We start from the raw sequence: 20,844 nt of genomic DNA, 5'->3' as shown, positions 1-20,844 counted from the left end.
TCGTTGAGAAATGCTCAGTTTCGAATCAGTTCCAGAGTGGTTTCGAGCGGCAGGGCTGTGACGGACGTGCCGATGCGAAGGGTGTATTCGCCGGGTTCGTAGATCCAGCCGTTGTCCCAGTAGGCCAGGAGCCGGGTGGGCAGCTGCAGCTCAGCGGTGATGGTTTCACCTGGCTCGGCCCAGACGGGGGTGGAGGCAACGAGCCAGCGAACGGGGCGGTCGACGGCGGAACCGGGCTTTTCGGCATAAACCTGGACCACGTTCTTGCCGGACCGCACCCCTGAGTTGGTCAAGGTAACCGTGAGGGGGACGACGGAGCCGGGAGCAGCGGAGCCGGGGACGCTGACGCCGTCAAGAGCCCAGTCGGTGTAGCCGAGTCCGAAGCCAAATTCGTACGCGGGCTTAGTGCCGGCTTTGAGCCAGGCCCGGTAGCCGATGTGGATGCCTTCGTCGTAGGTCAGCGTTCCGTCTGCCTCCGGGGTGACGTTAATGACGGGTACATCGCGCAGGCTGGCGGGCCAGGTTGTGGGGAGGCGGCCGCCGGGTTCGGTAGCGCCGGTCAGGATATCGGTGAGGGCGTGCCCGAATTCCTGGCCGCCGAAGTAGCCGATCAGGATTGCGCCCACTTCGTCCCGCCAAGGCAGCAGGACCGGGGCGCCGGAGTTAACGATGACTACGGTGCGGGGGTTGGCGGCGGCCACGGCGTGGACCAAGCGGTCCTGCAGGCCCGGCATTTCCAGGGAGGTACGGTCGTAGCCTTCTGATTCGACGCTGGAGTTCGTACCTACGACAACGACGGCGACGTCGGCTGCGCGGGCCGCCTCGACAGCCTCGTCGATCAGGGCGTCGGGGTGGCTGTTGTCCGCTTCCACGCCGAAGGTGACGGCCAGCGCGTTGGCCAGGGCACCGGAACGGTTCGCAAGGTCGAGTTCGATCCGGACTTGCAACTGCACCCCTGCCGTCCCCCGGATCTCGACCGAGGCGGATGGCGGGGCAAGAAACGCCGCTCCTAAGTCCGTGCCGGCAGCCTCGATGGTTGCTTCGCGGGCCAGTACGCCGTCCACGAAGATCCGGCCGTGACCCACGGTGGAGAATCCCAGCCGGACCGGTCCGGTTTCTTCCGGGGTAAAGAGAGTGTGGAACTGGACCGTGGAAGACGCCGCGATGGGCGCGTCCCCGCCGAACCACACCAACGCGGTGGAGCGTCGGTGCTCTGCAAAGAGTTCTCCGCCACTCGCATCGAGGAACCGGACCCGCACTCCGGGAGCGCCGGTGACCGGGTTGGTGATCTGATCCAAGGGAAGCTCCGTGATGCCTTCCTGCACCACGGCGCCGACGCTGTAACTGACGTTGTCCGGACCGAAAGCGGCGCGAATCCCGTCGAGCGGGCTGACGATCTTTTCCGGCACCACGGTGGCGGAGCCGCCGCCCTGGGTCCGGGCATAGCGGGCGTTGTGCCCGATCACCGCCACTTTGCCGAGCGCGGCCTGCGCCAGCGGCAGCACGCCGTCGTTCTTCACCATCACTGTCCCGGCTGCGGAAGCTCCGCGGGCAAACGCGATGAGGTCTTCCCGGTCTGCCGGATGGGGCTGGACGGCGTCGAAGCCTTCCAGTGCGCCAACACGGGCGGCGAGCTGCAGGATCCGGAGCACCTTGCGGTCGATGGCGGCCTCGGGAACCCGGCCGCACTTGACGGCCACCACCAGGGCCGCGCCCCAGGGCCCCTCGGGGCCGGGCATGGCCAGGTCCTGGGACGCGATGGCGCTGTTGACGCTGCGGACGGCCGTCCAGTCGCTGATAACCACGCCGTCAAAGCCCCACTCGCTATTCAGCGGGGTTTCCAGCAGGCCGTGCTCAGTGGCGGTTGTGCCATTGATGGAGTTGTAGGCGCTCATCACCAGCCACGCCTTGGACTCGACGATGGCCTTTTCAAATGCGAGAAGGTAGATCTCGCGCAGGGGCCGGTCGCCAACCTTCACGTCCACGGTGAAGCGGTCCGTTTCGGAATCGTTGGCGATGTAGTGCTTCGGGGTAGCGGCCACGCCATTGCGCTGCACACCGGCCACGTAGGCGGCGGCAAGCTCAGCCGTTAAGACGGGGTCCTCGCTAAACGCCTCGAAGTGCCGGCCCCCCAGCGGCGAGCGGTGCAGGTTGATGGTAGGTCCCAGAACAACGTCCACGCCTTTGCGACGGGCCTCGACAGCGGACGCGGCACCAAGCCGGTCCGCGATCGCCGGGTCCCAGGAAGAGCTGATCGCTGCGGCCGAGGGAAAGTTCATGGACGGTTCGCGCTCATCCCAGGCCTCGCCACGGACGCCTGTGGGGCCGTCTGAGAACAGCATCCGGCGCAGACCGATCTTTGCGATCGGCCACGTGGTCCAAAAGTCACGGCCGGTCAATAACCGGACCTTTTCCTCGAGGCTGAGTTCAGCCAGGAGGGCCGTGAGCCGCCCGCCGGTTGCGCTCTCATCAGTGGCGCGGGTATCGGAAGTGATGGTTTCCATGGTGGCTTTCTTGGCTGTCGGTGCGTAGGACGTGTCGATGCTCAGGTGGATGCCGGTCAGACGACGCTGGCCTGAACGTCTTGTTCGCGCTGTAGTTCCAGCAGCCGTAGCCTGTCGGCGCGGTGTTGAGCCTGCCGGTCGGGATCAGGGATCGGCGCAGCCATGAACAGCCGCTGCGTGTAGGGATGTTCCGGCGCTCCGGTGACCTGTTCGCCGCCGCCCCATTCGACAATCTCGCCGTGGTACATCACGGCCACACGGTGGCTGAGGTGCCGGACAACGGCGAGGTCGTGAGAGACAAAGAGGTAGGCCACCCCGATGCGTTCCTGAATCTCGATGAACAGTTCCATAACGCGGGCCTGGGTGGAGAGGTCCAAGGCAGAGACAGGCTCGTCGCACACGATCAGCTTCGGGTCCAGGGCCAGGGCACGGGCAATGGCGACACGCTGGCGCTGGCCGCCGGAGAATTCCCGTGGCAGCCGGTGCGCGGCACCTGGTGGCAGCCGCACCTGGTCCAGGAGCTCGGCTACGCGCTCGTTAGCGGCCCGACGCCCCACTTTGCGGACGGTGAGCGGTTCGGTGAGGATCTGCTCGATGGTCATGGACGGGTTCAGCGACGTATAGGGGTCCTGGAAGACGACCTGGATCTCATGGCTGAGGTCCCTGCGCCGGGCCCGGGTGGCCTTGGAGATTTCCTGGCCGCGGTACTTGATGCTGCCGCCGGTTACCGGTGCAAGTCCCAGCACGGCGCGGCCGAGGGTGGTCTTGCCGGACCCGGATTCACCCACCAGGCCCACGGTCTCCCCCTGCCGGATGTCCAAGGACACGCCCTTGAGCGCCTTGAACGGTTCCTTACGGAAACCCTTGGAGGGGTATTCGACCACGACGTCCTTAATATCGAGCAGGGCATCTGTCATGAGGTGACTCCGTTCAATTCCTTGAGGGTGTAGTGCCCGCGGGGTGCCGTGTCCTCGAGAATCGCTCCGAGCAACTGGCGGGTGTACGGGTGTTGGGCGTGGTTGAAGATGGAGCGCACGGGTCCGGTCTCCACCACCCTTCCGGTCTGCATCACCGTGACGCGGTCGCAAAGGTCGGCCACCACGCCGAAGTTGTGGGTCACCAGGATGACGCCCATGTTCAGTTCGTCCTGAAGTTCGCGGAGCAGGTTCAAGACTTCGGCCTGCACTGTGACGTCGAGGGCGGTAGTCGGTTCGTCGGCGATGAGCAGGTCCGGTTCGCACGAGACGGCCCCCGCGATCAGGACGCGCTGTGCCATGCCGCCGGAGATCTGGTGCGGGTAAGCGTCGAAGGTGCGTTCCGGGTTGGGGATGCCCACCCGCGCCAACAGGGCCAGGGCCCGTTTGCGGGCTTCGGCCTTGGAGATGCCCAGGCAGACCCGCATGGGCTCCATGAGCTGGCTGCCGATGGTGAAGGCGGAATCCAGGTTCGACATGGGTTCCTGCGGGATATAGGCGATGCGTTTTCCGCGGACCTTCGTCATCTCCTTCTCGGACAGTTGAGCCAGATCCTTGCCCTCAAAGAATATGGAGCCGCCAGTAATGCGTCCGCCCTGCGGCAGGAGCCGGAGGATGGAGAACGCGGTCTGCGTCTTGCCGGATCCGGATTCGCCCACCAGGCCGTGGACTTCGCCGCGGCGGACGGTCAGGTTTACGTGGTTCACCACGTGGGTGGTGGAACCGTCCGGCTGGTCGTAGCCGACGCCCAGGTCAGTGACTTCCAACAGGATCTCGCCGGCGTCTTCATTCGGTTCGTCAGCGTGGACGACGGCGGCAACACCGCGTTTCTCGGCGGCACCTTCGGCGTCGGCTGCTGCCCCGGCTGCAGCAGCTTTGCGGCTCTTCTTGACCGGTCCGCGGCTGCGTTCGAGTTCGTCGCGCATTGCGTTAGCCAGCAGAGTCAGCGCTATGCACACCAGCCCGATGACCAGAGCAGGCCACAGCACCAGGGTGGGCGACTTGAAGATGTTGATGAAGCCGTCGTTGAGCATGCTGCCCCATGTGGGGATGTTCCTGTCGCCCAACCCGAGGAACTCCAGGCCGGCCTGGATGGCGATGGCAATGCCGAGGACCATGGCGGACTGGATGATGACAGGTGCCCGGACCACGGTAAGGATGTGGCGGCCGATGATCCGGACGTCGCTGAGCCCGGAGACGCGTGCTGCGTCGACATACAGCTCGTTGCGGACCGCCGTGACCGAGGCGTACACCAGTCGGAAGAACGCCGGCGACAGCAGCACACCGAAGATCATCATCGAGAGCCACATGGACGGGCCAACCACAGCGCGGGCAGCCAGCAGCACCACCATGCCGGGAAGTGCCATCAACAGTCCGGTGAGCCATGAGGACGCGGAGTCAAACCAGCCGCCGTAGTACCCCGCGGCCAAGCCGGCGGTGACACCGAGGACAAGCGCCACAGCGAGGGCGAGGAGGGCACCGGCGAGGCTGAACTGGCCCGCGAAGAGCAGCCGGCTTAACACGTCGCGGCCGGCACTGTCTGCGCCCAGAATGTGCCCGGAGCCAGCCTTTGCCAGCACATGTTGGACACTCGCGGTGTTGGGGTCGTGGGTTGCCAGCAGGGGCGCAAGGACGGACGCCAGCGCCACCAGGACAAGGAGGACCATTGAAACGACACCGGTCGGGTGGGTCAGGAGCCTGCGGAACAAGGAAACCTTGGCCGCCCCGGCGGGCACTGCTAGGGGTGTTTCGATCATGACAGCCGAACTTTCGGGTTGAGCCAGCCTTGGGCGAGGTCGATGATGAGGTTGACGATCACGACGATGGCGGCGGTCGCCACGACCACTCCCATCACGACGGGAATGTCACCTTGGCCGGTGGCGGCAACAGTGATTTGCCCCAGGCCGGGCAGGGCGAAGATCTGTTCAACGATGACGGCACCGCCCAGCAAACCGATGAACTGCACTGCAAGCACTGCCAAGGCGGGGCCGCCGGCGTTGCGCAACACGTGCTTGTAGACCACGCAGTTGAAGGAGAGTCCGCGGGCGCGCAGCGTCCGCACGTAGTCCTGACGGAGCGCGTCAATCAGTGAGCCGCGGATCTGCTGGACCACGGCGGCAATGCAGCCTATGGAGAGGGCAATGATCGGCAGGGTGACGGTTGCCGCCCAGCCGCCGAACGACGTCGTAATCGGGACGTAACCGGTGGCTTTGAACCATTTAAGGTTCAGTGCAAAGAGGGAGACCAGGCCGAGGGCAATGAGGAAACCCGGGATGGCGAAGCCGAGGACGCCTACAAACTGGACTACACGGTCAACCCAGCCGCGGCGGACCGCGGCCCAGACCGCCACGACGACAGAGACGACCGCCGCGATGATGGTGGCACCTAGGACCAGCGAGAGGGTCACGGGCAGACGGCTGCCGACGCCGGCGCTCACAAGCTGGCCGTTGAACCAGGACCGGCCGAGGTCGCCAGTTAGTGCACCGGTGAGCCAGTCCCAGTACTGGACAACGAGGGGACGGTCCAGTCCCAGCTGGCTGGCCTTCAGCGCCACCTGGGCATCGCTGGCAGTAGGGCCCACGATGCGGCGGGCGATGTCACCGCCGCCCGCATATAACAGCAGGTAGGCGACAGTGGTGATAACGAACAGCAGGAGGACACCCGAGAGCAGGCGCCGCAGCACGAATCGGTACATTCGAAAATCCTTAGGGGGTGACAGAGGCTGCCGGACCGGGTTCAGGGCCCGGACCGGCAGCCCTCCGCTAGGAGGCGGGAGTAAAGGACCAGATGAACGGGTAGACGTTGCCCGTCTGAAGCTCGACCGTGGTCTTGGCGTCAGTCACAAAGCTGTTCTGCGGGCGGTACCACGGCGCGAACCAGGCCTGTTCGACGATGTACTTGTTCAGCTCCTTGGCCGAGGACTTCTGCTCCTCCTCGGTACCGAGGTTAATTTTCTTGACCAGTTCGTCTACCTTGGGGTCGGCGTACTTATAGGGATTCCATGCCGCGTTCGGAGCGATTTTCATGTTGATCAACTGCCAGTCGGACTGTTGCTCCAGGATCATGTAACTTGCCGCGTACTTCGCGGCCAGCAGGTCGGCAATGAAGTTGTTACCGGCGTCGACAGTCTCGACAGTGACTCCGACGTCCTTCAGCTGCTGGGTTATCAACGCAAATACCGCGCTGTTCACCAGCGGCGTGGAAGGCATCTTCAACGTCAGGCTGGCGTAGCCGGCTTCGGCCAGAAGCGCTTTGGCCTTGGCGGGGTCATAGGCGTAGCGGGAGTCCAGAGATTCGTCGTAGGCAGCCGAGGAGGGCGGGAAAACCTGCGTGGTGGTCGTGCCGCGGCCCTGGTTTACAGAATCCAGAAGAGCTTTCGTATCGAAGGCATAATTCAATGCCTGGCGCACGCGGACGTCTTTGAGAGCGGGGTTGGTAGTACCCGCGCGGTCAAACAGGATCAATCCAACCCAGTTGCCCTCGAACGGGTTGTTCTTGTAGCCGGCGGCTTCGGCCTCCTGAATCATCGCGATATCGATGAGTGAGCCGTTGAGGGTGCCGGACTTGACGGCGCTCAGCAGCGAGGTCTGTTCCGGGTAGACATTCAGGACCAGGTTGTCGTAGTGAACCAGGTCCTTGTCCCAATAGTCCGGGTTCCGCTTGTAGCTGTAGGACGTTCCGGTGACGGTCGCGGCGGTATCCAAAACGTAGGGTCCCGAGCCGACCGGGTTGGTTGCAATGTCCGTGTTGGCGAAGGACGCCGGGCTCTGCATGAACGAAGCATCCTTGGACAGGTACCCCAGGAACGCCGGGTCCGGAGCCGAGAGGGTGAGCTCCAAGGTGGTGGCATCCACAGCCCTGGCGCTCTGGAGCGCAGCGAGGAACTGCGCGTCCGCAGACGTGCCGGCTTTGAAGCGCTCGAGGTTCTGCTTGGCGGCGTCGGCATTGAAAGCGGTGCCGTCGGTGAACTTTACGTCATCCCGCAGCTTCAGGGTCAGGACAGTTTTGGCTGCGTTGTACTGCCACTCGCTCGCCAGCATCGGAACCAGAGTGCCGTCCGGCTCCATGCGGAGCAGGGTGTCATAGACCGCCTGGTAGAAAGGCGACACATTGGCGAAGTCAGAGTCCCCAGCCGCGAAGGACTTGGGCGCCATCAGTGTGCCCAGGGTCAGTGTTTGTGAAGTCTGTGCTGCAGGAGCCTCTCCACCGGCTGCGCAGCCGGTGAGGCTCAGGGCAACGGCGGCAACAACGGCGGCCATTCGCTTAGATCGGAACATCTTTGGTCCCTTTCACGGTCAGTGGCGTCCACCATGGACTGCCAATGGGAAAGACCGTAGCACGAAAACCGACTAGGTGGTACGTTTTTAAAAATACGGTGCAGTGCCTGAGCGATTGTGACGCGGCGCACGGGCGCGGCGTGGGCTCCGGAGAAGGTTGTTAGAGTTTTCAGATGACTGAAACAGCGGCAAGTGCTGTCGCCAAAGTTCCACGCCGCGGGCGGCCCCGCGGAAGCTATGCCAAGACGGAGGGACGGCGTCAGGAGATCCTCGCGGCCGCGTTCGAGGTTTTCTCGACGTCCGGCTATCGAGCCGGATCCATCCAGGACATTGCCGACAAGATCGGCCTTACAAAAACCGGCCTTCTCCATCATTTCCCCAGCAAAGAAGCACTTTTGGAGGCCGTTCTCACCCTTCGCGATGAGGACTCCTGGGCGGGGGCCGGGATCGTGACCGACAACGGTACCGATACGCTGAACGGCATTATCCGGCTGGTGCACAACAACGCGACGGTACCGGGACTGGTTGCGCTGCATTGCGTCTTGTCAGCCGAGTCGACGGACCCGACGCACCCCGCCCATGAGTACTTTCAGCGACGCTACGACTGGGTCCGAAACGTCGGCAGCCAGGCGTTTTCCGACCTGGATAGGCGTGGCAGCCTGCGGCCGGGGGTAGTGCCGGCCGTAGCGTCTCGGCAGCTGGTGGCACTGATGGACGGGCTGCAGCTGCAATGGCTTCTGGACAACAATTCCGTGGACATGGCTGCGGAACTGAAGGCCTTCCTGCGCGCCATCACCACGGAGACGTTTTAGGGGGCAGCGAGGCCCCGGCGCCACCTACCGCAGGGGCCGCCCGAGAAAAGCGAGCAGTTCCCGATTGAACTCCTCGGGTTCGTTCCAGTGAGGGCAGTGTCCGCTGTTTTCAAACACGGACAGGGAGGAGTCCGGCAGAGTCCCGGCAAACCACTCCATACCTTCAAGCGGAAATGATGGCGAGTGCCGGCCGGTGGCAACCCAGGCTGGGGCATCGACGGTCGGAACAACGTCCCGCCAGTCGGCAGTGAAATGATCCGCCAGCAGCGGGAGCACTGCCCCTACGGGGAAATCAGCGGGGCTGCCGGCTTCGGCAAGGAGTTCCCCCACATGCGGCGGCATCGGCGGCTCCAGGGCCGGGTTGCCCCATTGAAATCGGCCGTTTACGGCGTCCCACACATTGGTCCACTCGACGGATCTCACGCCCCAGGCCCATGTCTCGTCATTCACTAGTTTCGGCGACTGGTCAATGGCCGCGAACGCTCTCACGCGCTCCGTGCCGAAGAGATCAAAGTAGGCGAGACAAACGGAGACTCCTAAGGAATGTCCAACCAGGGCCACATCGTCCAGTTCCAGATGCTCGATCCATTCCCCGATGTCTTTCCCCAGCCGGGACACGCGCTGACCGCTGGCCGGCGAGTCTGAACGGCCATGGAATCTCAAGTCAAGGGCCAGCGTTCGATAGCCCGCAGCGACGAGCGCCTCACGCTGGAACGCCCAGTGCGCAGCACTGCACGTAAACCCATGCACCAGCAGAACGGCGGGGCCGGAGCCGTGGTCGTCATAGACAAGGCGAACACCGTCTGTGGTTCGAAACGACTTTTCATGACCAGTCAATTGCGCCTCCTTGGGCAACGAGGGTTGTACATTCTTCGCGGCGCATACCGTCATGCTCCGGAGCGTGCATTTTCGCCAGGGTTTCGCCCGGATTCTGTTCACAAGGTCTTTGCTGACCTCACATTGGATTAGATCCCACCGTAAGTCCGCCACAGACATACAGCGTCTGGCCCGTTACGAACCCGGATCGCTCGTCGAGGAAGAAGCCGGCAGCGTTGGCGATGTCATCAGGCTGGCCGAGCCTGCCGACAGGAACGGACGAAATGATGGCTTTGGTCTGTGGCGAGTCTTCCGGATTTGCGTTCATGAACAACTCGGTGGCGATCGGTCCAGGCCCGATCGCGTTGACCGTAATCCCGGCTGCTCCGAGTTCCAGGGCCCACGTCCGGGTCAAGCCGATAAGGCCGGCCTTAGCGGCAGCATAGGCGGTGCGCAGTTCCTTGCCCAGAGCAGCGCGTGAGGACATGTTGACGATGCGGCCGAATCCAGCTTCTGTCATGCCGTCGAGGACACTTTGCGTGCACTGCACGGCGCATCGGAGGTTCAGTGCGTGCGATTGATCAAGTTGGCCCAGAGTCTGCTCGCGGAGCGGGGCCGGGAAGACGGCGCCAACGTTGTTGACCAGGCGTGTGATCGGCCCCTCCGACAGGGCCGCCTCCAGGGCTTCCGCCGTGCTGTCCACGTCAGAGAGGTCCGCGATAATCGAGCGACCGACGCTTGCGTGCTGCCTGTCGAGGATTACAACCTCCCATCCCTGCTCCAGTCCATGTAGTGCGATTGCGCGTCCGATTCCTGACGCTCCGCCGGTAACCAGAAGTCGTTCGACCATGAGATTTTCCTTCCTCCGCACACATCGGCATGAGCGGAACGCAGTTGCTTCGGCGCAACACACGCTCTCTAGTATCCGTCCAAAGAGGCTGGGATAGTACCTGACTTTCATACTAATTATGGCTATTCTGATCCACAGAACAGAATAATCGGATTAGGGAGCACAGAGTCGTGGATATCAAGGATCTTGAGGCCTTCGCCGTTGTAGCCGAAGAACTTCATTTCGGCAGGGCAGCCGCCAAGCTGCACATGTCCCAGCCACCGCTGAGTGCGCGCATTAAGCAGCTCGAACAAAGCCTCGGCCTCCAGCTGTTCGAGCGAAGCACGCGCAGCGTTGCGCTGACCGATGCAGGCTCAAGACTGCTGATTCCGGCACGAAAGGTGCTCAGCCAGGTTGTCGCGGTCCGGAATCTCGCTGAATCCATCGCCGCCGGAGACCAGGGCCGGGTGCGGATCGCCTTCGCCGGCGCCTCGAGCCAGCGCGCCCTTCCGCTACTGACCCGCGCCGTGCGGGAGGCGCATCCCGGAATCGAGTTGCAGCTGGAATCGCAGACCTACGTATATACCGCGCTGGACAAACTCCTCGAGGGCTCCCTGGATCTTGCCTTCGCACGCCTTCCAACACCGCACCCGGAACTCGAGTCGCGCGTCGTCGAGGTGGAGCAGATCTTATGCGCACTGCCTGAAGGGCATCCACGGGCGAACCAGCCCAATCTCTCACTGGCGGACCTTCATGACGAGGACTTCGTCAGCCTTCCCTCCGACACGGGATCCATCCTCCAGGCCACCATGTTTGCCCTCTGCATCACGGCGGGGTTCCGGCCACGGGTGGTCCAGGTATCGCCCGACTCGGCGACAGCGCTTGCCCTTGTAGCTGCCGGGGCGGGGATCACCATCACCCTGAGTTCCGTCACGCCGGCGCAGTCCGTCGGAATCGTCTACCGGGAACTGGTCGACATCCACCCCAGCCACATGTTTGCCACGCTGACCTGGCGCAAGGAAGACCAGTCGCCTGCCCTTGCGGCCGTCCTGAAAGTCTCGGAATCGGCCTTGCCAACCCCGGATCTTTCTGGTTTCGATCTCAAATAAGAGGTAATTGGTATTTCTATTAGGAAGAATCCATAGCTAGTCTCTTTTGAAGGCACCAATTCACACACCCTCAATGAAGAGAGACAACTGCGATGACAACAACACCTGTGGCGGTGGACCCGGGCATCGAAGCCCGCGTCTTCCGCAAAATTACGGTCAAGGTTCTTCCGCTCCTGATGCTCGGGATGTTCATCTCCTATATAGACCGCGCCAATCTCGGTGTAATCGCGGGCCCGCTGTCCAAGGACCTGGGCCTGACTGCCGCGACTTTCGGCCTCGCGGCCGGGTTTTTCTACATCGGCTATCTGCTGTTTGAAATCCCCTCGAACATGTTTCTCGCCAAGGTGGGCGCACGGATCTGGCTGGCGCGGATCATGGTCTCCTGGGGTGTCGTGACCATAGCCATGGCCTGGATGCAGAATGATGTCACCCTGTACATCATGCGGTTCCTGCTCGGATTGGCTGAGGCCGGCTACTCTCCCGGGGCGATGCTCTTCCTCGCTCTCTGGTGCCCGGCCCGTCTGCTGCCGAAGGCAATGTCGTGGCTCAACCTCGCTGTTCCGGTCGCACTAGCGGTCGGCTCGGTGGTGACCTCATCGATCCTTCTCATGAACGGCGTCGGCGGCATCGCTGGATGGCGGTGGGTGTTCGTCCTCGAAGGTCTCCCGGCAATCCTCCTCGCCGTCGTCATCTTCTTCGTCCTTCCCTCCTCGCCTGCAAAGGCGCCATGGCTCGACGAAAATGAGAAGGCGTACCTGGCCCAGAACGTTACCCAGCGCGCGGACTCCGGAGCCCACGAACTCAAGCAGCTACCGGCAGCACTGCGGAGGCCGTCACTCTGGGCGTTCGCCGTTACGTACTTCTTCATCCTGATCGGATTCTGGTCGATCACGTACTTCCTCCCCACAATCGTGAAGGAGCAATTCCACCTCGACCCTGTGGGATCCGGTTACGTCTCCGCGCTTCCGTGGATCTTCTCGGCAATCGTCATGTTTGTCATTCTCCGCAGCATCTCCCGGACGGGTGAACGTCGCTGGCACCTCACCATCCCGATGGTTGCCGCAGCGCTGGGACTTCTGATCGGAGTTCTCTCGGGCAACCCCTTCCTGTCGCTCATCGGCGTGAGCGTTGCCGCTGCCGGCTTCTTCGCCGTCCTCTCCACGTTCCAGGCGACCGTCGCGCAGGTCTATGCCGGCGCACTGGCCGCGGTCTCCATCGCTCTGGTCAACTGTGTCGGTAACGTCAGCGGCCTCGTTGGCCCGTACATTCTCGGGTGGCTGACCGACCTCACCGGAACGACTTCCGCCGGCCTGCTGGTCATGGCCGGCTTCTTCGCCCTCGCAGCTGTTTTCAACTACTTCCTGATCGGATGGGCCGACCGCCACACCGGAGGACTCCGCGGGACCTTGAATACCGAAACGGCTGCACGGACCGCCGCCAATCCGCACACCGAAGGATGACCGAAACCTTGCTAGTTCAAACAGCCACCCATACAGCGGCTCCGGGCCATGAGCCGTCAACGGCGGCACGCATCCTCGAAGTACGCACCGTGCCTTATGCGATCCCCTATCGCAAGCCGCTTCGGTTCGCGAGCGGATCAATCGACATTGCAGACAACGTTCTTGTGGAGATCGTCACCAGCGACGGGGTAGTCGGTATCGCCGAAGCACCCCCGCGCCCCTACACCTACGGTGAGACACAAGCGTCGATCGTCGCCGTGATCGAGCAGATCTTCGCCCCCGCCATCATCGGTCTCTCAATCCTCGACCGCGAGCTGGTCCGGTCACGGCTGGCACGAACAGTCGGAAATCCCACCGCCAAAGCCGCAATCGACATGGCCATGTGGGACGCATGGGGCAAAACGATCGGAACCCCGGTCCACAGCCTTCTCGGAGGCTTCACCGACCAGCTCCAGGTCAGCCACATGCTGGGATTCGATGATCCCGGGGTCGTGGCCGCGGAAGCCATCCAACTGCGGGAGACGCTCGGCATCTCGAGCTTCAAGATCAAGGTCGGCCGCCGCCCCATCCCCTTGGACGTGGCGGTCTGCAAAGCCGTCCGCGAAGCCCTGGGGCCCGAGGCCGAACTGTACATCGACGGGAACCGCGGATGGACAGCAGCGGAATCCGCTTTAGCGGTCCGTCAGCTCGAAGACGTGGGCCTCAGCCGCGTCGAAGAACTCTGCCCCGCCGATGACGTACTGGGCAGGCGCTGGCTCGTCTCGCAATGCCCAATCCCGTTCGTCGCCGACGAGAGCGCCCCGACCCCCGCAGACGTCACCCGCGAAATCCTCTCGGGTGCAGCGACTGCAGTGAGCATCAAAACCGCCAGGACAGGATTCTCCGACTCGCTCCGTGTCTCCCACCTTGCCGAGGGTCTCGGCATCGAAGCAGTCATCGGCAACCAGATCGACGCACATCTCGGAACCGTCTGCTCGCTCGTGTTCGGCGCATCCCAAGAGATCACCGCACGGTCCGCCGCGGAACTGTCCAACTACCTGGACATGGCCGACGGACTACTCCAGGAACCACTCCTGATCGAGAATGGGCACATGCGGGTCCCCGACGGGCCCGGCCTCGGCGTCCGACTCGATCCGGAGAAGGTCGCCCGCTACCGCGTCGACCTCTGACACCGCCCAACACCCGTACTCCCAATCCCAAACCCATCAATCAAAGGATCAATCATGGTTTACCTCCGTCTCCACCACGTCAACGTCACCTCAGATGACATGTCACTGCTGACCGACTTCTACGGGAAGGCCCTGGGGCTCAACCAACTCCCCTCCCCTGCGATGATCGCCACTTCCAAGAACGCGGACAAGGACATCGACGGCGACGCCGAGTGGGACAGCGCCGCAAAGTTCTACGACGCCGGCGACCCCAATGAGCTGCAGATCCACGCCACCCAGCGCCAGCCATACCTTGCGGCGCAGGAAGGGCATTCGGTCAACCCGCTCATCGGAGGGCACTTCGCATTCCGGACCGATGACATTGAGGCGATCAAGGCGCGTTTGACCGAACACAACATCCCCTTCGACGACTGGGGCATCTGGTCGGTGGAAGGCTGGCACCAGATCTTCTTCACCGACCCCGCCGGCAACATGATCGAGATCCACCAGGTCATGACCGAGGGTGAATCCTGAACCAGCCGATGACGACTCCTCAAGCCCGTCCGCAGACCTCAGGGGGTGAGTTCCCCCGGTTCGACCGGCTGTTCGATCGCCCCGGGCGACTACGGGGTACGGCGTGGGGCCTGTGGGGCCCGGCAGATCAGCTCGGCACGCTCAACCACCTCACTCCCGAACGCGTGCTCGCCGCGCGCGGGAGCATCGTGACAGGCGACGTCGTACCGCTCAACCTTCCGTTGACCGAGTTCGACCCGCCGATCATCGCCCACCGCGGATCAATTGAACACATAGTGTTCGGTTTGAATGACTTTCACCGCGATGACCGAATCGACAACCTGTTCCTGCAGGCGTCCACACAGCTCGACGGGCTTCGGCATTTCGGGCACCCGGACCGTGGCTTCTACAACGACGCCGATCCCACGCGGCTGGTTGCCGGGCAACCCGACCTCGGCATCCAGGCGGTCGCGCAACGCGGGATTGCAGGAAGAGGATTACTCATCGATGTGGGCACCTACCGCGAGGCGGTCGGCCGTCCCATCGACCAGACACGAAACGAACAAATTCCCGTCGAAGACCTCGACGCAACGCTCGAGTGGCAAGGGAGTTCGATTCAGCCCGGCGACATCATCATGATCCGCACCGGATGGCTGAAGTACTTCCGGCAGGGCCCTGATCGTTCGGATGGTGTCCTTCGCTCGCCGGGCCTTCGCCAGTCGGAAGACACGGCGGCCTGGCTTTGGGATCACCAGGTCTCGGTGGCGGCGTCGGACAACATCGCTCTCGAGGCTTGGCCGGCGACAGATTCGAACCTCACCGTCGACGCAGAACTCACCGGTACGATGCCGAAATCCAGTCACAGCGGGATGTTACACCGTATCCTCATCCCGCTGCTGGGGCTCACCATCGGTGAACTCTGGGTCCTCGACGAACTTGCCGCCGCCTGCACCCTGCGGGGACGGTACGACGTATTCCTCACCGCACAGCCGCTAAACCTGTTGGGTGGCGTCGGCAGCCCCGCCAACGCAATGGCAATCCTCTAAGAAATGAAACATCAGGAGCACGTAACGTGAATCAACCCCAGTCTGTGAAAGACGAAGCTGTCCTCATCACCGGCGGCGCATCGGGCATCGGCCTGACATGTGCGCGCCAGGCTGCGGCCAGAGGTGCCCGGGTAGCCATCGTCGATATCAACCCCACGGCCGCCTCAGAAGCTGTAGCGACGCTGGATGGAGACGGGCACCTCGCGATTGCCGCCGATGTGACGGACGCCGACGCCATGCGGCGCGCCGCCGACCAATTCGCCGAAGGGGGAGGCTTGACGGGCGTCGTCGCCGCCGCCGGGATAGTCAGCCGGTCGCCGTTGCTCGACATCGATGTCGCCGAATTCCGGCGTGTGCTCGACATTAATGTGATCGGGGTCCAGAACACGATTTCCGCCGCGGGGCCGCACCTTATCCGCGCAGGCTCCCTGGGAACCGTAGTCGTCCTGGGCAGCGCCGCCGCGTTCACCGGAGGCGGACTGATGGGAAACGGCGCCTACGCCACCTCCAAAGCCGCCCTCATCGGACTGGTTCGCGGTTACGCCCGCGAACTTGCCCCCCACCGCGTGCGCGTAAACATGGTCGCCCCCGGGGCAACAGAAACCCCGATGACCGATGTGTTGAGCGACACCGACCGCGACCGGATCGCCGGAATGTCACTCCTGGGTCGTCTCTCCAAGCCGGAGGAAATCGCCGCCGCCATCTCCTTCCTCCTCGCACCCGACGCCGGCACCATCACAGGACAGATCCTCCACGTCAACGGAGGCGTGGTCTTCGGCTGAACCGCAGCCGCCCCCGCGGTGAGGAAGGGAGGTGCCTCTGCCGAGCCGACGGCGGCACCCCCTTTTGCACCAGCATCCCCCCTTTTCGCGACAAAATCCCAACAGACAGGTTTCGAGAATGACATCGCTTAGTGCTCCCGAGGCAGAATCCGCCCATGCCGGCAGCACCATGCGTGCCGTGCTCAAGGCAAGACCCGAGCGCGGTGTCGAGTTCGTCACGGCCTATGCCGAACCGCAGGTCTCGGCAGGGAAGGTCAAGATTCAAATCGCTGCAGCCTCGGTCTGCGGAACCGACCGCGCGCTGTACGAGTACTCACCCATGGCGCAGGCATTCAACCTCAAGATTCCCGTCGTGCTGGGGCATGAGTGTGCCGGCACTGTCATTGAAGTCGGCTCGGGGGTTGAATCCCTCGGTATCGGTGACAGAGTGGCTCTCGAGTCCCACATCGCCTGCTGGAACTGCTACCCCTGCCGTACCGGTGACGCCCACAATTGCCTGAACATGGAACTCCTCGGCCTGCATTTGGATGGCGGCTTTGCCGAGCGGCTCGTCGTGCCAGCGGGGGCCTGTTTCAAGCTGCCCGATGACTTTCCGCTCGAACAAGGCGCTCTGCTCGAACCGGCCGGTGTCGCGATGCACGCCATCCAACGATCCAAGATCGTCCTCTCCGGGGCTGACGTTGTAATCAGCGGCGGAGGCCCCGTCGGCCTTTTCATCGCCGCAATCGTCGGCGCCATGGGTGCCGCCAACGTGCTCGTTGTGGAACCCAACGCCTACCGCAGAGGCCTCATCGAAGACCTCGGCGCAACAGCACTTGCTCCCGAAGATGACGTCGTCGGGACGTGCAGGAAGCTTTCGGGCGACAAGATTGGTTTTGATGTCGCCTTCGAAGCGTCAGGAGTTCCGGCCGCACTCCCGCCGCTCCTCGACGCCCTCCGCAGGGAAGCCACGGTTGTCGCCGTGGGGATTCCGGGAAGCCCGATCGAATTGGACGTCGCCACGTACCTCATCAAGAAGGGGCTGACTTTCACAGGCAGCTTTGGGCGTTCGCTCTGGGGAACCTGGGAGCAGATCGCGGAACTTGTCGCCAGCGGCAAACTCGACCTGTCCAGGTTCGTCACCCACCGCTTTCCGCTTTCCGCTCTCGACGAGGCCATCGGACTTCTCTCCCAGGACTCGTGCAAGGTCCTGCTCATTCCGGCACTTCCCGACCGCCCGGGGTCGCGGACCCGCCGCCGGGTGGACGGCGTTATTCCCGGGGAAGACAACCGGTCATGAAAACGCGGGCAACGCAGATTCTGGGCATTGAACATCCCGTGGTGCAGGGCGGCATGCAGTGGGTGGCAACCGCTGAGCTTGCGGCCGCTGTCTCCAACGCTGGGGGGCTCGGCATAATCAGCGCGCTGACCACTGGCTCACCAGAGAATCTGGCGCGTGAAATCAGACGCTGTCGTGAACTAACCGACCGCCCGTTCGGAGTGAACCTGACCATACTGCCGTCCATCAGTCCTCCACCCTATGACGAGTACCGCGATGTGATCGTCAACGAAATAGTATCCGTGGTGGAGACTGCCGGAAACAATCCGGGCCCATTTGTTGACGTCTTCAAGGCACAGGGAATCACGACCATACACAAATGCACCAGTGTGCGGCATGCGCTCAAAGCCGAGTCCCTGGGTGTGGACATTGTCAGCATCGATGGGTTCGAATGCGCCGGCCATCCGGGCGAAGACGATGTCCCTGGCCTTGTCCTGATTCCCGCAGCCGCCGCCCGTCTCCGGATTCCGGTACTGGCATCCGGAGGAATAGCCGACGGCCGCGGGTTGGTCGCGGCGCTGGCGCTTGGAGCCGAAGGAATCAGCATGGGGACGCGGTTCATGTGCACCCAGGAATCTCCAATTCATCCAAGGATCAAAGACGCGATCGTTGCCGCCACCGAGTTAGACACCGAACTCATTTTTCGCCCCCTGCGCAATACTTCGCGCGTGGCAAGCAACTCGGTCAGCCGCGAGGCAGTGGGGATCCTGGCGAACGGCGGTGTTTTCGAGGACGTCAGGAGCTTGGTGGCTGGGTCCCGGGGCAGACGGGTCTATACGGAGGGCGATCCCGAGTCCGGTGTCTGGACCGTTGGTATGGTCCAAGGGCTCATTTACGATGTGCCAGGCTGCTCAGAGTTGGTGGCCAGGATTGTCCAGGAAGCCGAGGACCTGATCCGGTCACGCCTTAGCGCAGGGATTGCAGCCCGCGCATGACTTGTCTTTTTGTCCCCCGAAGTGCGGGGCAACGATTGTCGGGGCACTGATGCCCACGGATGGGCTGGTGCTTACGGCACTGCACGACGGCGTGCTGGTGGTAACGCTGAACGATCCGGCCCGCCGCAACCCCGTTTCCACACTCATGCGTGAACAACTCATCGCTACCCTCGCTGCGGCTGCTGCGAACGACGCCGTCCGCGTTTTTGTCCTTACGGGGGCTGACGGTTCGTTCAGTTCAGGCGGAGACCTTTCCGCGATGCCGCCTGCGACGAAGGAAGACAGCGATGAACGGATGAGCCGGATCCGGACGCTGGTGCAGTTGGTGGCCGGATCCGCGAAACCCGTGATCGCCGCCGTCGAGGGCCCGGCTGCCGGAATTAGTGTTGGGCTGATGGCGGCCTGCGACATCGTCATCATGGCAGAAGGTGCAAAGGCGCTGTTTCCGTTTACACGTCTAGGACTGCTCCCCGATGGCGGTTTGATGGGCTCTCTGTCTCACCGGATCGGGCGGTCTGCGGCCAAGCGGGTACTGATGTTGGGCGACCCTGTCGGCGCCAGCGAGGCGCTCACGCTGGGGCTTGCGGACGAGGCGGTCCCCGCAGGCCAAGCGCTGCAGCGGGCCCTGGATGTGGCCGTCGTGCTCGCGGGGCGCGCGCCGCGGTCGCTGGCTGCGATCAAGGGCTTCTTCGCGGCCGGGCGGCTGGACGTCGACGACGCTCTCGCCGCCGAGCAACGAATCCAGCGGGCGTTGTACTTTTCGCAGGATTTCGCCGAAGGAAAAGCCGCCTTCTACGGCCGGCGCGAGCCGCGGTTCACCGGGAAGTAATACCCCTACGCAGGCGTCACACGCGGCAGCCAGATCGCGGCAGACCGTCATGGTCCCCGACCCAGCCCTCGTGGCATCGACTAACGCTGGCATAGTTGCCTTCGCATCCGGCTAGTCGCGCGTGCCCTTCACTGACGGCGGCAGACATCTGAAATCATGCCGTCCCGCTCCCCCGCCTCCATGAACCGCCAGAAGCAATTCGCTGTCTGTCGTTCTGATCGTCCATCGTCGCTGGGCGGGTCCTCCACGCAACCAGGGCGCCACGCGCCGGGTTCGATTCAAAGTTTCGTTCGGCGCTCCTGCGTCGCTTATTTCCTCGCGAAAGTTTGAATCGCTCCCGGTTCCCCAAGTTGCGTTCCGGACCCTCAAACCCAGCGGTGACTCCGTGTATCAGAACGACGCACAAATCTGACAGACACATCCGGTGCCGCCAGTCGCTGAAGGAGAAGGAACATGGAACCGCTCACCATCAAAACCCCAGCCGACGTCCTCAGTTTCGTCGGGCACACCCTCGGGTTCTGGCCGCAAGAAAGCCTCGTGTGCATCACCCTGGACACCAACCGCGTCGGCGCAACCCTCAGAGTCGACCTCCCCACCCGCGAGGGCGGACTCAGCTACGCCCGCACCGTGGCCGACTACCTCGCCCACGACGCCAGCGCCGCCAGCGTGCTCTTCGCCGTGTACACCTCCGAGCCCCAGAAACCCGGACAGCCCAAGCCGCATGCAGCAACCATCGCAGCACTGACGTGCGCGCTGGCCGAGCGCGGAATGACCATCCGCGACGGGCTCCTCGTCGGAGACAACACCGTTTCCCCGTACGACGGCGACCCCCAGGACGGACTGACACTCCCGCTGAACGCGACCCAGTCCAGCCAGATCAACGCCGAATTCATCTACCGCGGCAGCACCATCGCACCGACAAACCACATCACCCTGCCAGCCTCCACAAAAGAAGGCCGCACAGCGGACGCCGTCAACGACCGCGTGAAAGCAATACACAGCATGAACCCGGGCGAGGCCCTCGAACAAGCCAGGACACTCTGGGACGGCATGCTGGACGCGATCTCCTATCCCAACGACGATCAGACCATCGACCTGATTGCGAACTTCCAGGCCCCCGCCATTCGCGACCAGCTCATGGCCGACATCCCGGGAATCGACGAACCGATGGACCGCGTTCTCTTGGCACAAACACACGGCGCGCCCCAGTGGTCCCGGGTCGAATGGGCACAGCAGCTGCTGCTCCACGCCTACACGCACAGCAGCACCAAACACTCCGCCCCCATCCTCACCGCCATCGCCTTCGTCAACTGGTGGGAAGGCCGCGGCAGCAAAGCCCACCAGTTCCTGCAACTCGCCCTCGAAGCAGACCCCGCCTACCGTCTGGCCAGACTCAGCGACCTCATGATCGGCTCCGGAATGGTGGCCGGCTGGAACATGGACAAAGACCGGGCCTTCCGCCCTTGGGGCCTCGAAGCCTCATAGGCCCGCA

At 63.3% G+C, this 20,844-nt stretch carries 18 protein-coding genes; 11 read left to right on the top strand and 7 right to left on the bottom strand.

The genetic code is table 11. The annotated features are described in order from the left end of the window. Positions 1-14: 14 nt before the first annotated feature. The 5 genes from TV39_RS09145 to TV39_RS09125 form a co-directional block, all read right to left on the bottom strand. A complete protein-coding gene (locus TV39_RS09145) occupies positions 15-2,504 on the bottom strand; it encodes a beta-glucosidase (protein ID WP_043480770.1) in 2,490 nt (829 codons plus the stop codon). A gap of 56 nt (positions 2,505-2,560) precedes the next feature. Then, on the bottom strand, positions 2,561-3,421 hold the full coding sequence (locus TV39_RS09140) for an ATP-binding cassette domain-containing protein (RefSeq protein ID WP_043480769.1): 861 nt from the start codon (positions 3,419-3,421) through the stop codon (positions 2,561-2,563). Further along, the gene (locus TV39_RS09135) at positions 3,418-5,235 is read right to left on the bottom strand and encodes a dipeptide/oligopeptide/nickel ABC transporter permease/ATP-binding protein (protein ID WP_043480768.1); all 1,818 of its coding nucleotides are present in this window, start codon (positions 5,233-5,235) and stop codon (positions 3,418-3,420) included. Before TV39_RS09135 ends, TV39_RS09140 begins: the two co-directional genes overlap by 4 nt. Further along, positions 5,232-6,173: an ABC transporter permease gene (locus tag TV39_RS09130; RefSeq protein WP_043480766.1), complete on the bottom strand. Its 942-nt coding sequence runs from the start codon at positions 6,171-6,173 to the stop codon at positions 5,232-5,234. Before TV39_RS09130 ends, TV39_RS09135 begins: the two co-directional genes overlap by 4 nt. A gap of 67 nt (positions 6,174-6,240) precedes the next feature. Next, a complete protein-coding gene (locus TV39_RS09125) occupies positions 6,241-7,755 on the bottom strand; it encodes an ABC transporter substrate-binding protein (protein WP_043480764.1) in 1,515 nt (504 codons plus the stop codon). A gap of 173 nt (positions 7,756-7,928) precedes the next feature. Between TV39_RS09125 and TV39_RS09120 the strand changes: the two genes are divergently transcribed. Beyond that, complete coding sequence (locus TV39_RS09120; protein WP_043480761.1) at positions 7,929-8,567, top strand: TetR/AcrR family transcriptional regulator; 639 nt, start codon at positions 7,929-7,931, stop codon at positions 8,565-8,567. Between the two features lie 24 nt (positions 8,568-8,591). Here the strand turns inward: TV39_RS09120 and TV39_RS09115 are convergent, their stop codons facing one another. Next, positions 8,592-9,458: an alpha/beta fold hydrolase gene (locus TV39_RS09115; RefSeq protein ID WP_160292494.1), complete on the bottom strand. Its 867-nt coding sequence runs from the start codon at positions 9,456-9,458 to the stop codon at positions 8,592-8,594. A gap of 64 nt (positions 9,459-9,522) precedes the next feature. Continuing rightward, positions 9,523-10,233, bottom strand: a complete 711-nt coding sequence (locus TV39_RS09110) for an SDR family oxidoreductase (RefSeq protein ID WP_043480758.1) — start codon at positions 10,231-10,233, stop codon at positions 9,523-9,525. Positions 10,234-10,403: 170 nt separating this feature from the next. Between TV39_RS09110 and TV39_RS09105 the strand changes: the two genes are divergently transcribed. The 10 genes from TV39_RS09105 (at position 10,404) to TV39_RS09060 (ending at position 20,837) form a co-directional block, all read left to right on the top strand. Continuing rightward, positions 10,404-11,321: a LysR substrate-binding domain-containing protein gene (locus TV39_RS09105; RefSeq protein WP_043480755.1), complete on the top strand. Its 918-nt coding sequence runs from the start codon at positions 10,404-10,406 to the stop codon at positions 11,319-11,321. 92 nt (positions 11,322-11,413) lie between these two features. Further along, positions 11,414-12,781 carry an MFS transporter gene (locus TV39_RS09100; protein WP_043480751.1) on the top strand — a complete coding sequence of 456 codons (1,368 nt, stop codon included), beginning with the start codon at positions 11,414-11,416 and terminating at the stop codon, positions 12,779-12,781. 8 nt (positions 12,782-12,789) lie between these two features. Further along, entirely contained in the window at positions 12,790-13,950 is a 1,161-nt protein-coding gene (locus TV39_RS09095) for a mandelate racemase/muconate lactonizing enzyme family protein (RefSeq protein WP_043480889.1), read from the top strand. A gap of 54 nt (positions 13,951-14,004) precedes the next feature. Then, positions 14,005-14,463 (top strand): VOC family protein, encoded by a 459-nt coding sequence (locus tag TV39_RS09090; protein ID WP_043480746.1) that lies wholly within the window; start codon positions 14,005-14,007, stop codon positions 14,461-14,463. Between the two features lie 8 nt (positions 14,464-14,471). Beyond that, positions 14,472-15,488, top strand: a complete 1,017-nt coding sequence (locus tag TV39_RS09085) for a cyclase family protein (protein ID WP_052500540.1) — start codon at positions 14,472-14,474, stop codon at positions 15,486-15,488. Between the two features lie 26 nt (positions 15,489-15,514). After that, positions 15,515-16,270 (top strand): SDR family NAD(P)-dependent oxidoreductase, encoded by a 756-nt coding sequence (locus TV39_RS09080; protein ID WP_043480744.1) that lies wholly within the window; start codon positions 15,515-15,517, stop codon positions 16,268-16,270. A gap of 118 nt (positions 16,271-16,388) precedes the next feature. After that, positions 16,389-17,549: a zinc-dependent alcohol dehydrogenase gene (locus tag TV39_RS09075; RefSeq protein ID WP_235347320.1), complete on the top strand. Its 1,161-nt coding sequence runs from the start codon at positions 16,389-16,391 to the stop codon at positions 17,547-17,549. Beyond that, positions 17,546-18,523 carry an NAD(P)H-dependent flavin oxidoreductase gene (locus TV39_RS09070; protein ID WP_043480741.1) on the top strand — a complete coding sequence of 326 codons (978 nt, stop codon included), beginning with the start codon at positions 17,546-17,548 and terminating at the stop codon, positions 18,521-18,523. Before TV39_RS09075 ends, TV39_RS09070 begins: the two co-directional genes overlap by 4 nt. A 67-nt stretch (positions 18,524-18,590) precedes the next feature. Beyond that, positions 18,591-19,352, top strand: a complete 762-nt coding sequence (locus tag TV39_RS09065) for an enoyl-CoA hydratase/isomerase family protein (RefSeq protein ID WP_160292493.1) — start codon at positions 18,591-18,593, stop codon at positions 19,350-19,352. Between the two features lie 453 nt (positions 19,353-19,805). Then, entirely contained in the window at positions 19,806-20,837 is a 1,032-nt protein-coding gene (locus TV39_RS09060) for a DUF4192 domain-containing protein (protein WP_043480738.1), read from the top strand. Positions 20,838-20,844: the final 7 nt, after the last annotated feature.

Source organism: Arthrobacter sp. SPG23, from assembly GCF_000876655.1.
In the GTDB taxonomy this organism is placed as follows: domain Bacteria; phylum Actinomycetota; class Actinomycetes; order Actinomycetales; family Micrococcaceae; genus Arthrobacter.
This window is presented reverse-complemented; position numbering and strand designations above follow the sequence as displayed.

Bases quoted from the DNA above. Each gene is read 5' to 3' on its own strand.
- TV39_RS09145 (WP_043480770.1), bottom strand. From the start codon at position 2,504: ATGGAAACCATCACTTCCGATACCCGCGCCACTGATGAGAGCGCAACC.
- TV39_RS09140 (WP_043480769.1), bottom strand. From the start codon at position 3,421: ATGACAGATGCCCTGCTCGATATTAAGGACGTCGTGGTCGAATACCCC.
- TV39_RS09135 (WP_043480768.1), bottom strand. From the start codon at position 5,235: ATGATCGAAACACCCCTAGCAGTGCCCGCCGGGGCGGCCAAGGTTTCC.
- TV39_RS09130 (WP_043480766.1), bottom strand. From the start codon at position 6,173: ATGTACCGATTCGTGCTGCGGCGCCTGCTCTCGGGTGTCCTCCTGCTG.
- TV39_RS09125 (WP_043480764.1), bottom strand. From the start codon at position 7,755: ATGTTCCGATCTAAGCGAATGGCCGCCGTTGTTGCCGCCGTTGCCCTG.
- TV39_RS09120 (WP_043480761.1), top strand. From the start codon at position 7,929: ATGACTGAAACAGCGGCAAGTGCTGTCGCCAAAGTTCCACGCCGCGGG.
- TV39_RS09115 (WP_160292494.1), bottom strand. From the start codon at position 9,458: ATGACGGTATGCGCCGCGAAGAATGTACAACCCTCGTTGCCCAAGGAG.
- TV39_RS09110 (WP_043480758.1), bottom strand. From the start codon at position 10,233: ATGGTCGAACGACTTCTGGTTACCGGCGGAGCGTCAGGAATCGGACGC.
- TV39_RS09100 (WP_043480751.1), top strand. From the start codon at position 11,414: ATGACAACAACACCTGTGGCGGTGGACCCGGGCATCGAAGCCCGCGTC.
- TV39_RS09090 (WP_043480746.1), top strand. From the start codon at position 14,005: ATGGTTTACCTCCGTCTCCACCACGTCAACGTCACCTCAGATGACATG.
- TV39_RS09085 (WP_052500540.1), top strand. From the start codon at position 14,472: ATGACGACTCCTCAAGCCCGTCCGCAGACCTCAGGGGGTGAGTTCCCC.
- TV39_RS09075 (WP_235347320.1), top strand. From the start codon at position 16,389: ATGACATCGCTTAGTGCTCCCGAGGCAGAATCCGCCCATGCCGGCAGC.
- TV39_RS09070 (WP_043480741.1), top strand. From the start codon at position 17,546: ATGAAAACGCGGGCAACGCAGATTCTGGGCATTGAACATCCCGTGGTG.
- TV39_RS09060 (WP_043480738.1), top strand. From the start codon at position 19,806: ATGGAACCGCTCACCATCAAAACCCCAGCCGACGTCCTCAGTTTCGTC.